Annotated in this window: 10 protein-coding genes; 3 read left to right on the plus strand and 7 right to left on the minus strand. The window is 72.7% G+C overall.

The window, feature by feature from the left end; genetic code table 11:
* Window positions 1-5 precede the first annotated feature (5 nt).
* Window positions 6-1,394, minus strand: coding sequence for a sigma 54-interacting transcriptional regulator (locus P696_RS0124810; RefSeq protein ID WP_026414442.1), 1,389 nt, complete (start codon window positions 1,392-1,394; stop codon window positions 6-8).
* Between the two features lie 151 nt (window positions 1,395-1,545).
* Between P696_RS0124810 and P696_RS0124815 the strand changes: the two genes are divergently transcribed.
* From P696_RS0124815 to ilvA, 3 genes are all read left to right on the plus strand, one after another.
* A complete protein-coding gene (locus tag P696_RS0124815; RefSeq protein ID WP_026414443.1) occupies window positions 1,546-2,712 on the plus strand; it encodes an FIST signal transduction protein in 1,167 nt (388 codons plus the stop codon).
* Window positions 2,709-3,758, plus strand: a complete 1,050-nt coding sequence (locus tag P696_RS0124820) for an ROK family protein (RefSeq protein ID WP_342669037.1) — start codon at window positions 2,709-2,711, stop codon at window positions 3,756-3,758. The genes P696_RS0124815 and P696_RS0124820 overlap by 4 nt, the downstream gene beginning before the upstream one ends.
* Before the next feature lie 283 nt (window positions 3,759-4,041).
* A complete protein-coding gene (gene ilvA / locus P696_RS0124825; RefSeq protein ID WP_026414445.1) occupies window positions 4,042-5,256 on the plus strand; it encodes a threonine ammonia-lyase in 1,215 nt (404 codons plus the stop codon).
* 44 nt (window positions 5,257-5,300) lie between these two features.
* On the opposite strand, the gene P696_RS47890 is transcribed toward ilvA, so the two are convergent.
* The 6 genes from P696_RS47890 to P696_RS47895 all read right to left on the minus strand — a co-directional run bounded on the left by P696_RS47890 (window position 5,301) and on the right by P696_RS47895 (window position 13,392).
* The gene (locus P696_RS47890) at window positions 5,301-6,077 is read right to left on the minus strand and encodes an ABC transporter permease (RefSeq protein WP_034486616.1); all 777 of its coding nucleotides are present in this window, start codon (window positions 6,075-6,077) and stop codon (window positions 5,301-5,303) included.
* The gene (locus P696_RS0124835) at window positions 6,074-7,036 is read right to left on the minus strand and encodes an ATP-binding cassette domain-containing protein (protein ID WP_245627799.1); all 963 of its coding nucleotides are present in this window, start codon (window positions 7,034-7,036) and stop codon (window positions 6,074-6,076) included. The genes P696_RS47890 and P696_RS0124835 overlap by 4 nt, the downstream gene beginning before the upstream one ends.
* A 95-nt stretch (window positions 7,037-7,131) precedes the next feature.
* Window positions 7,132-8,562 (minus strand): M1 family metallopeptidase, encoded by a 1,431-nt coding sequence (locus P696_RS0124840; RefSeq protein ID WP_026414447.1) that lies wholly within the window; start codon window positions 8,560-8,562, stop codon window positions 7,132-7,134.
* Between the two features lie 77 nt (window positions 8,563-8,639).
* Window positions 8,640-10,157, minus strand: a complete 1,518-nt coding sequence (locus P696_RS0124845) for a M1 family metallopeptidase (protein ID WP_051468112.1) — start codon at window positions 10,155-10,157, stop codon at window positions 8,640-8,642.
* Entirely contained in the window at window positions 10,154-11,587 is a 1,434-nt protein-coding gene (locus P696_RS0124850; protein ID WP_245627800.1) for a M1 family metallopeptidase, read from the minus strand. The genes P696_RS0124845 and P696_RS0124850 overlap by 4 nt, the downstream gene beginning before the upstream one ends.
* A 128-nt stretch (window positions 11,588-11,715) precedes the next feature.
* Entirely contained in the window at window positions 11,716-13,392 is a 1,677-nt protein-coding gene (locus tag P696_RS47895; RefSeq protein WP_245627801.1) for a M1 family metallopeptidase, read from the minus strand.
* Between the last annotated feature and the right edge of the window lie 74 nt (window positions 13,393-13,466).

Raw genomic sequence — 13,466 nt, forward strand, 5'->3', positions numbered from 1 at the left:
CTGTGTCACAACGAATAGGTGCCGGTGTCGTCCTTCGACAGGCGCCGGGTCAGGAACAGCCCCTCCAACGCGAACTCCAGTGCGGCCGCGGCCTGGCCGGGGGACTCCCCGGACATGCCGAGCCGCTCGACGATCTTCCCCAGGCCGGGCACCGGGCCGGTGCGGCGCAGCAGTTCCTCGGCGGACACCAGTTCGCCCGACTCGACCGTCTCGCCCGAGTCGAACTTGTCCAGGAGGCCGGCCAGGTCGGCTCCGCCGAGCGTCCGCCGGAAGGTCTCGGCGGTCGCGCGGCGCAGCAGGTGTTCCAGCACCTCCTGCTCGCGGCCCTCCTCGCTGACCTCGAACTCGACCTTGCCCATCAGCGTCGGGACGACGGCGGGCAGGTCGCAGACGCGGGCGACCGCGCGGTCCTCCCCGGCGAGGGCGCCGCGCCGGACCGCACCGGCCGCGACCGTCTCGGCCCCGGCCAGCGCGAACCGCGCCGACACGCCGGACCGGGCGTCCACCGCCGTCGACTCCCGGACGAGCCGGGTGAACCGGGCGACGACCTCGAGCAGGTGCTCGGGGACCTCGACGCCCGCGCCGAGCTCGGCCTCCTGGCGCACCAGGTCCAGCTCGTCGGACAGCTCGATCGGGTAGTGGGTGCGGATCTCCGCGCCGAACCGGTCCTTCAGCGGCGTGATGATGCGGCCGCGGTTGGTGTAGTCCTCGGGGTTGGCGGACGCGACGAGCAGCACGTCCAGGGGCAGCCGGAGCGCGTAGCCGCGGATCTGGACGTCCCGTTCCTCCAGGACGTTCAGGAGCGACACCTGGATGCGTTCGGCCAGGTCGGGCAGCTCGTTCACGGCGAACACGCCCCGGTTGGTGCGCGGGACGAGGCCGAAGTGGACGGTCTCGGGGTCGCCCAGCGTCCGCCCCTCGGCCACCTTCACCGGGTCGACGTCGCCGATCAGGTCGCCCACGGAGGTGTCGGGGGTGGCCAGCTTCTCGCCGTACCGGTCGTCCCGGTGCAGCCAGGCGACCGGGAGGGCGTCGCCGAGCTCGTCCGCCAGGCGGCGGCAGCGCACGCACACGGGCGCGTACGGGTGGTCGTTGATCTCGCAGCCGCCGACGACGGGGGTCCATTCGTCCAGGAGGCCGGCGATCGTGCGGATCAGCCGGGTCTTGCCCTGGCCCCGCTCGCCCAGCAGCACCAGGTCGTGCCCGGCCAGCAGGGCCCGTTCCAGGTGGGGCAGGACGGTGTCGTCGAAGCCGACGATGCCGGGGAACCTCGGCTGCCCGGATCTCAGCCGGGTCAGCAGGTTCCGGTGGATCTCTTCCTTCACGGTCTCGTACTGGTGGCCGCTGGTGCGCAGCTCGCCCAGGGTGCTCTCGCGAGGTGTGGATGCACGCACGCGACCGACCCTACGTCGCCTTCGGCCGTCCGGAACCCCTTTGTGGCAGCACGTCCGGGGCCCCCGGGTTATCCACAGGCGGCCCGGGGTTCGCGTCGCACCCGGTGGAACGGGGAGACTGGAAGGTGACCGTAGGAGATTGGGGGGACCGATGGCCCGATTCGGTGACGGGCTGGCGTTCGGCCCGGACCTGACCGAGGCGGCCGAGACCGCCGTCCGGCAGGCCCGCGCGGAACTGTCCGCCGCACCCGACCTGGTCTGCGTCTTCGTCTCCGGCGGAGATCCGGACGAGGTCGAGTCCGCGGCCCGCCGGGCGCACGAGACGGCGGGGGCGCGGGTGTTCCTCGGCTGCTCGGCGGCGGGGGTGATCGGCGGGGGCCGCGGCGTCGAGGGGCGCGGCGCGGTCAGCGCCTGGGCCGGGGTGCTGCCGGACGCGCGGCTGACGCCGTTCCGCCTGGAGACCCTGAGGGCCGAGGACCGGCTGATCGTCGTCGGCATGCCCGAGAGCGGCGACGACGACGTGGTGGGCGTGCTGCTCGCCGACCCCTTCAGCTTCCCGGTCGACGCGTTCGTCGAGCGGTCCGGCGAGGCGATGCCGGGGCTGCCGCTGGTCGGCGGCCTGGCGGACGGTCCCGAACGCGGCGCCGCCCGGGTGTTCGTCAACGGCGAGGCGTTCGGCGAGGGCGCGGTCGGGGTCGTCCTCGGCGGGGCGGTGAGCGCGGCGACCGTGGTCAGCCAGGGCGCCCGTCCCATCGGCCCGGACATGGTCGTGACCAAGGCCGACGAGAACGTCCTCTACGAGCTGGCGGGCACCCCCGCGCTGTCGAAGCTGGAGGAGGTCGTCCTCGCCCTGCCGCCGGACGAGCAGGAGCTCGCCGGCCGCGGCCTGCTGATCGGCGTCGCGATGGACGAGTACGCCGACGAGCACGAGCAGGGCGACTTCCTCGTCCGGGGCGTCGTCGGCGCCGACGAGGACACCGGCGCCATCGCGATCGGCGACGTGGTCGACATCGGACGCACCGTCCGGTTCCAGGTGCGCGACGCCGACGCGGCCGACGCCGACCTCGCCGCGTTGCTCGAGCGCTTCGACCTCGCGGACGTCGAGGGCGCGCTGCTGTTCTCCTGCAACGGGCGCGGCCAGGCCATGTTCCCCGACTCCGACCACGACGCGAAGCTGCTGCACCGCGCGTTCGGCGGCGCGGCGGGCGTCGGCGGGTTCTTCGCCGCGGGCGAGATCGGGCCGGTCGGCGGACGCAACCACGTCCACGGTTTCACCGCGTCCATCCTCGCCTTCGGACCCACGGGAGACGACCAGTGACCAGCACGCTCGTCCCGCGCCCGTCGGTGGAGACGGCCACCGGGGAGGTCCTCGCGGCGGTGCCCGCGCCCGTCCCGGAGACGTCCCCCCAGGCCGTCCCGGACCGGGACGCCGACGCGCCCGTCCTCGCGATCGACATCGGCGGCACCAAGCTCGCCGCCGCCGTTGTGGAGCCGGGCGGGCGGATCGCCGTGTACGACCGCGTCCCGACGCCGAACAACCCGGCGATGGACGCCGAGGGCCTGTGGCGCACGCTCGCCGCGCTGCTGGAGAAGCTGCTCGCCGAGGCGGGCGGGCCCGACCTCGCCGGTGTCGGCGTCGGCTGCGGCGGCCCCATGACCTGGCCGGACGCGCACGTCTCCCCGCTGAACATCCCCGCCTGGCGCGGTTTCCCGCTCCGCGACCGGCTGAGCGAGACCTACCCGGGGATGCCCGTCCGCGTCCACAACGACGCGATCTGCCTGGCGATCGGGGAGCACTGGCGCGGCGCGGGCCGGGGCCGCGACAACATGCTCGGCATGGTCGTGTCGACCGGCGTCGGCGGCGGCCTCATCCTGAACGGCCACCTCATCGACGGCGCGAGCGGCAACGCCGGGCACATCGGCCACATCATCGTCGACCCCGACGGCCCGCCCTGCGGCTGCGGCGGCCGCGGCTGCCTGGAGGCCGTCGCCCGCGGCCCCGCCCTGGTGGACTGGGCCCGCGAACAGGGCTGGCCCGGCACCACCGGCGTCGCCCTCGCCGCCGACGCCCGCCGGGGCCACCCCGTCGCCCAGGCCGCGATGCGCCGCGCGGGCCGGGCCCTCGGCCTCGCCATCGCGTCCGCGACCCACCTCTGCGACCTGGAGGTCGTGTCGATCGGCGGCGGCATCTCCCAGGCGGGCGCCCTCGTGTTCGACCCCCTGGAGGAGACCCTCCGCACCCACGCCCGCATGGACTACGCCCGCAGGGTCAGCGTCGTCCCCGCCGCCCTGGGCCAGACCGCCGGCCTGGTCGGCGCCGCGGCCCTCGTCTTCGAAGCCACCAAGTACTGGTCCGCCGACTGACCGTCGGTGCGCGGTCCGCCGACTGACCGTCGGTGCGCGGTCCGCCGACTGACCGCCGGAGCACGGTCCCTCGGCTGATCGTCGGTGCGCGGTCCCTCGGCTGACCGCCGCAGGCGGTCCCCAGGCTGAAGGCTGATCGTCGAGGGCCCTGGGATGCCAGGGGGTGCCCGAGGCCCCGCCCGGGGCGACTCGACCGTTCCCTTGCGGCCCGGTGCGGAGGTGATCGAAGAAGAACGATCATCCGGGGTGCTGCTGGGGGTGGGGCGCGTGGCAGGATGCGGGGGTGGTCACCGTCCCGCTCAAAGACGTCCAGGACGCGCGTGAGCTGCTCTCCGCCGTCGCCGTGCCGACGCCGCTGATCCCCTCCCGCGCGCTGTCGGAGGCGATCGGCGGCCCGGTCCTGCTCAAGTGCGAGAACCTCCAGCGCACCGGATCGTTCAAGATCCGCGGCGCGTACGTGCGGATCGCCCGGCTCACCGAGGAGGAACGGGCGCGGGGCGTCGTCGCGGCCAGCGCCGGCAACCACGCGCAGGGCGTCGCGCTCGCCGCGTCCATGCTCGGCGCGAAGGCCACGGTGTTCATGCCGGTGGGCGCGCCACTGCCGAAGGTCGCCGCGACCCGTGGCTACGGCGCCGAGGTGGTGTTCCCCGGCCCGACCGTGGACGACTGCCTGGAGGCCGCCGCCGAGTACGCCGAGGAGCGCGGCGCGGTGTTCATCCACCCGTTCGACCACCAGGACGTGGTCGCCGGGCAGGGGACCATCGGCCTGGAGATCCTCGAGCAGTGCCCGGACGTCCGGACGGTCGTCGGCGCGGTCGGCGGCGGCGGGCTGATGTCGGGCGTCGCGACCGCGATCAAGCAGGCCGCCGACCATCCGGTCAAGATCGTCGGGGCGCAGGCCAAGCGCGCCGCCGCGTTCCCCGCGTCGCTGGCCGCCGGGCACCCGGTGCGGATCGACCTCCAGCCGACGATGGCCGACGGGATCTCCGTCGGCCGCCCGGGCGACCTGACGTACGAGCTGGTCAGCGAGCTGCTCGACGCCGTCGTGACGGTGACCGAGGAGTCCATCTCGCAGGCCCTGCTGCTCTGCCTGGAGCGTGCCAAGCAGGTCGTCGAACCGGCGGGCGCGGCGGGCGTCGCGGCGCTGCTGGAGCACTCCTACGCCGTCCGGACGCCGGTCGTGGCGATCCTGTCCGGTGGGAACATCGACCCGCTGCTCATGGCGAAGGTCCTGCGGCACGGCCTGGCGGGCGCGGGCCGGTACCTGGTCGTCCGCTGCCGCCTGAAGGACCGTCCGGGCGCGCTGGTCACGCTTCTCAGCGAGCTCGCCGGGTTCGGCGTGAACGTGCTGGACGTCGTGCACGAGCGCGTCGCCGCCCGCCTCCCCGTCGAGGAGGCCGAGGTGCTGCTCCAGCTGGAGACGCGCGGCACCGAGCACAGCGAAGAGGTCACCCGCCGCCTCCGCGAACGCGGCTACACCCTCACCATCGGCGGCTGACCGAGCGTCCGCAAGGTCTCCGGCGCGGGCGGGGGCGGGGGCGGTCAGCGGGAGTTGGCGCGCTGGTACTGGCGGACGGCCAGGAACCCGAACACGACCATCAGCCCCCCGCACCAGGCCAGCGCCTGCCACACGGCGGGGAAGGGGTGGAAGACGGGCGGGCCGATGAACAGCCCGCGCGTGGCGTTCACGATCTTGGTGATGGGGTTGACCTGGGCCCACGCGCGCAGCCAGTCCGGCATCGTCTCCAGCGGGACGAACGCGTTGCTGGTGAAGGTCAGCGGGAACAGCCAGATGATCCCCGCGATGTTGGCGGCCTCGGCGTTGCGCACCGACAGCCCGATCCACGCGCCGATCGACCCGAACGCCAGGACGGTCGCCGCGAACATCCCGAACCCGCCGAGCGCCCCCCAGAACCCGCCGGTGAACCGGAATCCGACCAGCAGCCCGACGAGCACCATGACGACCGCGACGAACATGTTGCGGACCAGGTCCGAGCCCATCCGGCCGACCAGGACCGCCGAGCGCGCCATCGGCAGCGAGCGGAACCGGTCGATCAGGCCCTTCTGCATGTCGTCGGCGAGCCCGGTGGAGATCCCGGCGGTCGCGAACGTCATGGACTGGGCGAAGATCCCGACCATGAGGTACTGGACGGCGTCCACGCCGGGCGGCATCCGGAGCGCGCCGCCGAACACGTACCGGAACAGCAGCACGAACATGACCGGCTGGATCAGCGAGAAGAACAGCAGCTCCGGGATGCGCGGGACCTGCCGCAGGTGCCGCTTGGTCATCTCCCAGCCGTCGGAGAGCACGTAGCTCACGCCTCGACCGCCTCCTCCTCCGCCTTGTGGCCGGTGAGCGCGAGGAACACCTCGTCCAGGGTGGGACGGCGCAGCCCGACGTCGTGGGCCTCGATGCCGAGGCCGTCCAGGGCGTTCACGACGGCGACCAGGCTGCGCGTGCCCTCCCGGACGGGCGCGGACACCGTGCTGGTCTCCTCGTCGACCTCGGGATCCTCGCCGGTGACCCCGAGGACGGCCGCCGCGGCCCTGCTGACCGCCGCCGGGCTCGGCACGGTGAACTGCACCCGCTCGCCGCCGACCATCGCCTTGAGCTGGTCGGACGTGCCGCGCGCGATCACCGTGCCGTGGTCGATGATGACGATGTCGTCGGCGAGCTCGTCGGCCTCCTCGAGGTACTGCGTGGTGAGCAGCAGCGTCGCGCCGTCCCGGACCAGGGCGCGGATGATCTCCCACATGCCCATCCGGCCGCGCGGGTCGAGGCCGGTGGTCGGCTCGTCCAGGAAGATGATCTTCGGCCGGACGACCAGCGCCGCGGCCAGGTCGAGGCGGCGGCGCATCCCGCCGGAGTAGGTCTTGGCGGGCCGGTCGGCGGCGTCGGTGAGCCGGAACCGGTCGAGCAGCTCGTCCGCCCGCGCCGCCGCCTCCCGCTTCGGCAGGTGGTAGAGGCGGCCGAACATGTCCAGGTTCTCGCGTCCGGTGAGGTACTCGTCCACGGCCGCGTACTGCCCGGACAGTCCCATGATGGTGCGGACGGCGTTCGGCTCGGCCACCACGTCGTGCCCGCCGACCAGGGCCCGACCGCCGTCCGGGCGCAGCAGCGTGGTCAGCATCCGCACCATGGTGGTCTTGCCCGCGCCGTTCGGCCCGAGCATGCCGAGCACCGTCCCCGCCGGGACGGCGAGGTCCACCCCGCTCACGGCGTGGACCTTCCCGAACCGCTTGACCAGCCCCTCGGCGACGATCACGTTCTCGCTCACGTTGCCCCCTAGAGGCAACATCATAGGGCGACCGTACGCCTACCAGGAGTTATGTAAAGGGCGGCCCACCATCGTGGGCCGCCCTCCGATCACACCTACAGCGACGGCTTTCCTTCGCTGTAGATCCAGTCGTGGGCCCACTTGGAGACGTCCTTGTGGGAGACCTGCTGGGCGAGCCGGACGAACTGGGCGGTGGAGCCGGTGCCGCCGCGGTGGACGCTCTGCCACGTGCGCAGGAGCCGGAAGAACGCCCGGTCGCCGATCTGCTTGCGCAGGACGTGGATCGCGGCGCCCGCGCGGTCGTAGACCAGCGCGTCGAAGATGTGGTCGCGTCCCGGGTTCGAGACGACGCCCTTCCACAGGTCGTCGGTGGCGGCCGTGGAGTAGACGTCCTGGAAGTTCTTCTCGATTGGCGTGTTGGTGAACTTCTCCTGCCAGAGCCACTCGGAGTAGGTGGCGAAGCCCTCGTTCAGCCAGATGTCGGACCAGCGGTACGGCGCGACGCTGTCGCCGAACCACTGGTGGCCGAGCTCGTGCGCGAGCAGCGAGCCGGACGGGACGGTCCCGGGGCGCCGGTACAGGTCGTAGACCGGACGGCCCTGCGTCTCCAGCGCGTAGCCGACCTTCGCGGCGACCGTGATCCCGCCCGTGGACGACCAGGGGTAGCGGCCGTAGAGGGACGACTCCCAGTCGACGATCTGCGCCGTCTGGGTGTTGAACTGGCGGGCCTTGTCCGCCGGGATCCTCAAGTTCACGTCGGTGTAGGTCAGATTCGGGCGGCCGGTCGCCGTCCGGCCCCTGACCTCGTCGTACTTCCCGATCGCGATCATCGCGAGCTCGCTGGCCATGGGCTGGTCCATGACCCAGCGGGTGGTCGTCCAGCCGCCGCGGGAGCGCTTGCCGACCAGGTCGCCGTTCGTGATGGAGGTGAGGCCCGCGGGCGCGGTGAGGGTGAAGCCGTAGGTGGCCTTCTCGGTCGGGTGGTCGTCCACGGGATAGACCGTGGCGGCGCCGATCGGCTGGTTCAGCATGAGCCCGCCGTCGGCCGTCGGGGCCCAGCCGGAGACGCCGAGCGCGGGGTCGTTGATGGTCTGCGGGACGCCCGAGTAGGCGACCGTGACCGTGAACCGCTTGCCCTTGCGCAGCCCCTTCGGCGGTGTGATCACCAGCTCCTGGGTGCCCTGCCGGGTGTAGGACGCCCTGCGCCCGTCCACGGTGAGGTTCTTGATGGTGAGGCCCTGGAAGTCCAGGTCGAACCGGGAGAGGTTCTGCGTGGCGCGCGCCTGGACGGACGTGACGGCGTCGATGCCCTTGGTCGCCGGGTCGTACTTCAGGCCGATCTCGTAGTGGATCGGCGTGTACCCGCCGTTGCCCATCTCGGGGAAGTAGGGGTCGCCCGCGCCGGCGGCGCCGGGCGTGAACCGGGGCGGCGCGGCGTCCGAGGGCAGCGCCGCGGCCAGGGTGGCGGCCAGCGCGAGGCCGGCGGTGACGGCGGTGGTCGTGAGCGCTCTGGGGACTCTGCTCATGCGCCTCATCCTTGCGAGGGAAATCGTCCGCCCCAGAATTTCCCTGCCGTCACCGTGTGATCAAGCGCGAAACGATCTCAAATTCGCGGCTTGCCCGACGTATGGAGCCAGGCGTCGAACATCGGGCCGAGGTTCCGGTGGCCGACCCGCTCGGCGACCGCGACGAACTGCTGCGTGGTGCCGGTGCTGTGCGCGCGGTCGTGCGCCCACGTCCGCAGGATCCTGAAGAACGTGCGGTCGCCGACGGTCTTCCGCAGCATGTGCAGCGTCATCGCGCCGCGTGTGTAGACGGGGAAGAACGCGAACAGCTGGTCGCGGCCGGGGTCGCCGGTCTCGCGCTTCCAGGCGGCGTCGGACGCGGGCCGCTTGTACGCCTCGTCGAAGGAGTGCTGGGCGGTCGGGCCGCCGTGCTGCTCCTGCCAGAGCCACTCGGCGTAGGTCGCGAAGCCCTCGTTCAGCCAGATGTCCTTCCAGCGCGCGAGGCTGACGCTGTCGCCGAACCACTGGTGCGCCAGCTCGTGGACGACCAGCAGCTGCTCGGCGTCCCCGTGGTAGACGGGCCGGTCCTGGGTCTCCAGCGAGTAGCCGACATCGATGGCCCCCTCGACGCCGCCGGTCGAGTCGAACGGGAACCGCCCGAAGAGGGAGCTCTCCCAGTCGGTGACGCGTGCGGTGGTGGTCTGGAGCCGGTCCGCCATGCCCGCGACGCCGCCCCCGCGCCGTCCCTTGGCCCTGCCTCCGGCCGCGGCCCTGCCCTTGATCTTGGTCACCGGCGCGCCGTCGAGGGTGGTGGAGACCGCGCTGATCGAGCGCACGCCCTTCGGCGTCCGTCCGTCCCGCACGATGTACTTCCCGATCGCGACCATGGCGAGATAGCTCGCCATCGGACGCGTCGACGACCACGTGAACGTGCTGTTCGCGCCCTTCTGGACCGTCCCGTGGGGTTCGCCGTTCGCGACCGCGCCGAACCCCTTCGGGACCGTCACGTGGAACGCGTAGGTGGCCTTGTCGGACGGATGGGAGTTCAGCGGGAACCACGTCTCGGACCCGGTCGGCTGCGACAGCGTGATGACGCCGTCCTTGGTGGGCAGCCAGCCCGTCCTGCCGAGGATCGGGTCCTGGAGGACGCGCGGCCTGCCCGAGTACCGCACCGTGACGGCGAACCGGGCGCCCTTCGGGATCCCGGCGGGCGGCGTGATCACGAGCTCCTGGCCCTGCCGCGTGTAGGTCGCGGGACGGCCGTCCACGCGCAGGTCGGAGATCGTGTTGCCGACGAAGTCGAGGTCGAACCGGGACAGGTTCTGCGTCGCGGTCGCGGTGACCGTCGTCGTCGCGGTGATCCGCCTGCCCTTCGGCCGGTAGGCGAGGGCGATGTCGTAGTGGGCGGCGTCGAAGCCGCCGTTCCCCGCCTCCGGGAAGTACGGGTCCCCGGCGCCCGCCGTTCCGGGCGTGAACTGCGGTCCGGCGGGGGAACTCGGCGCGGGCGTCCGGAATCCCACGCCGATACCGGAGCCCGCACCGGCACCCGCGCCGGCGACCGGAGTGCACGCCATGATCGGGGACATCAGCAGCACCGTCGCCGCCCGTTTGGTCACCACTTCTTCGGTTTGCCCTTCTGGTAGAGCCAGACCCTGAACAGCCGGTCCAGCTTCCGGCCGGAGATCTTCTCGGCCAGCGCGACGAAGTCGGCGGTGGTCACCGGGACGGTGCGATCGCGCGCCGCCCACGTCCGCACCAGCCGGTCGAAGTTCCCGCCGCCGATGCGTTCGCGCAGCGCCTCCAGGGTCATCGCGCCCCGGACGTACACCGAGAAACCGAACATGTCGCGGCGGGCGGGGGAGCCGGGCGGAGGGGCGAACACCGGGGAGCCGCCGGGCTGGGAGTAGTACCGCTTGAAGGTCTTCCTCGTGGAGTCCCCGCCGCCGCGCGCGGTCCACATCCACTCGGCGTAGGTGGCGAGGCCCTCGTTGAGCCAGATGTCCTTCCAGTCGTGCAGGCCGACGGCGTCGCCGAACCACTGGTGCGCCAGCTCGTGCACGATGAAGATGTCGTCCGGGACGAAACCGCCGTAGACCGGGCGCTCCTGGGTCTCCAGCGCGTAGTCGAGGCTGGGGTCGTCGATGACGCCGCCCGCCGTCGCGAACGGGTAGGGGCCGAACTTCCTCACGGCCCACCGGATCGCCGCCACGGTCGTCCGCTCCAGTTTCCGCGCGTTCCCCGCGTACCTCGGGTCGACGGCCGTGATCACCGGGATGCCGCCCGCGGTCGTCCTCCTGACCGTGAACCTCCCGATCGCGATCATGGCCAGGTAGGGGGACATGGGGGAGGTCTCGGACCAGTCGTAGGTGGTCGTCGCGCCCTTCTTCACGACCTGGCCGGGCGTCCCGTTCGCCAGGACCCGCAGCCCGGACGGGACGGTGATGTGGAAGTCGTAGGTGGCCTTGTCGCGCGGATGGTCGTTGACGGGGAGCCAGGTCGGGGTGCCGTCCGGCTCGCCGAGCGCGACCGCGCCGTCCTTGGACGGGATCCACCCGTAGGTGCCGAGCGAGCCGTCCTTGAGGGGCTTGGGACGTCCCGCGTACTGGACGACCGTGGTGAACCGCGCGTCCTTGGCGAGGGCGGCGGACGGCGTCACCACCAGTTCCTGGCCGCTCCGGGTGAACGTGGCGGGCTTGCCGTCCACGGTGATCGCGGAGACCTTCGGGCCCCGGAAGTCGAGGTCGAAGCGGGCGAGCGGCTGCGTCGCGGTCGCGGTGACGGTGACGGTCGCGTCGACCCGTCCGGACGCGCGGCCCGCGTACGCCAGCGCCACGTCGTAGTGCTCGACGTCGTAGCCGCCGTTGCCCGCCGAGGGGAAGTAGGAGTCGCCGAGTCCGGACGAACCGGACGTGCCGCTCACCCCCGTGTCCGCGCGCGTCGCGTCCGCGGGGCCGGGGGCGCTCGCGAGCAGGGCCGCCGCCGACGTCGCGGCGGTGACCGCCGCGACCAGCCGCCACCGCGCCGCACGTGCTCGTCGACCGTTCACCCGTCCCAGAGTGGACGGCGCGGGCATCCCCGTCCCGCCGCTAGGCCGGGTCTTTGACCAGCCCTTGCCGCCCGTTCACCGCCCTCGGACGCTGCCCGCCCTCCCAGGCCGGACGCCGCCAGGCCGGGTCAGCGTGCCGGACGGTGCGGCTGGTACAGCCAGGCGTCGAAGAACGGGCCGAGCTTCTGGCCGGAGACGCGCTCGGCGGTCGCGACGAACTCCGGGGTCGTGCCGTTCGAGCCGCGCTTGGCGGCCGTCCAGGCGCGGAGGATCTTGAAGAACGTCGTGTCGCCGACCTTCGTGCGCAGCGCGTGCAGGGTCATCCCGCCCCGGTCGTAGACGGCGCGTCCGAACAGGTCGGTGCGGCCCGGGTCGCCGATCCGGACGCCCCACAGCTCGGCGCCGCCCTGCTCGTAGAGCCGGTCGAACCGCTGCTGGACCGACGGCCCGCCGCCGCGCTGCCCCCACATCCACTCGGCGTAGGTGGCGAAGCCCTCGTTGAGCCAGATGTCCTTCCAGCGCGCCACGCTGACGCTGTCGCCGAACCACTGGTGCGCCAGCTCGTGAGCCATGATCGTCTCGTCCGGGCCGAACGAGCCGTACACCGGCCGGGTCTGGGTCTCCAGCGCGAAGTCCACGTCCGCGTCGTCGATGATCGAGCCCGTGGACGAGAACGGGTACGGCCCGAACAGCTTGGCCCACGCGTCGGTGATCTGCGCGGTCTTGGAGGCGATAGCGTCCGCGCCCGGCCCGGGGACGGTCGGGTCGACGGCCGTGAGGTACGGGATGCCGCCGGGCGTCCGGCCGCGCCGCACGTCGAAGCGGCCGACGTCCACGGTGGCGAGGTAGGTCGCCATCGGCTGCGCCACGTGCCAGGACGTCGTCGACATCGCCCGCCGCTGGTGAGAACCGTTCTTGTAGGCGATCGTCGTGACGGTCGGCTCCGGCGAGGTCGGCGGCCGGCCGGGGCCGGGCTCGTTCCCCGGACCACCGCCGGGACCACCGCCGGGTGGCGGCCCGTCAGGGACGGACGGCGCGTCCGGTCCGCCCGGCTTCCCGCCGCCGGACCCGTCGCCCCCACCACGGGGGACGGTCCCTGACGTCGGCTCGCCGTTCGAGATCGCGGTCAGTCCCTCCGGGACGCTGACCTGGATGTCGAACGTGGCCTTGTCGCTCGGGTGGTCGTTGCTCGGGAACCAGGTGTGCGCGCCGCTCGGCTGGCACGCGACGAACACCCCGTCGCGGGTGCGGATCCAGCCGTACTTGCCGAGCACCTTGTCCTGGACGGGCTGCGGCGTCCCCGAGTACCGGACGGCCGTGACGAACCTCGCGCCCTTCTCCAGGGCCTTGGGAGGCTGGACGGCCAGCTCCGAGCCGTCCCGGCGGTACTTGGCGGGCTGCCCGTCCACCCTGACCTCGGCGACCGTGAGGCCGGTCAGGTCCAGGTCGAACTCGGTGAGGCGCTGCGTCGCGAGGGCCGTGATCTCCGCCGTGCCGTCCAGCTGCCTGGCCTCGTTCTCCGGGACGATCGTCAGCTTCAGCCCGTAGTGCTGGACGTCGTAACCGGCGTTGCCGTCACCGGGCGTGTACGGGTCGCCGATCGTGCCGAGGCCGCTCGGAGCGTTCGTGGCGTTCCCGGTCGTCGGGCCGGAGCCCTTGTCGCCGCTGCGGATCGACACCGTGCAGCCCGCGACCAGCGCGCATGCCGCCAGTCCAGCGATGCCGCGCAGCAGCGGCGCGGACCGTCCAGGCCGGACGGAACGGGAGAAGTGGACGAATTGGGGGGAGCGGGCGTCCTGGGGCACGGGACCCAGCCTGCCCGTCCGGCGGCAGACTGGGCAACTCGTACATCCGTCCCGTCCCGGACCGGCCACTCACC

Source organism: Actinomadura oligospora ATCC 43269 (genome assembly GCF_000518265.1).
In the GTDB taxonomy this organism is placed as follows: domain Bacteria; phylum Actinomycetota; class Actinomycetes; order Streptosporangiales; family Streptosporangiaceae; genus Spirillospora; species Spirillospora oligospora.

Bases quoted from the DNA above. Each gene is read 5' to 3' on its own strand.
- P696_RS0124815 (WP_026414443.1), top strand. From the start codon at position 1,546: ATGGCCCGATTCGGTGACGGGCTGGCGTTCGGCCCGGACCTGACCGAG.
- P696_RS0124840 (WP_026414447.1), bottom strand. From the start codon at position 8,562: ATGAGCAGAGTCCCCAGAGCGCTCACGACCACCGCCGTCACCGCCGGC.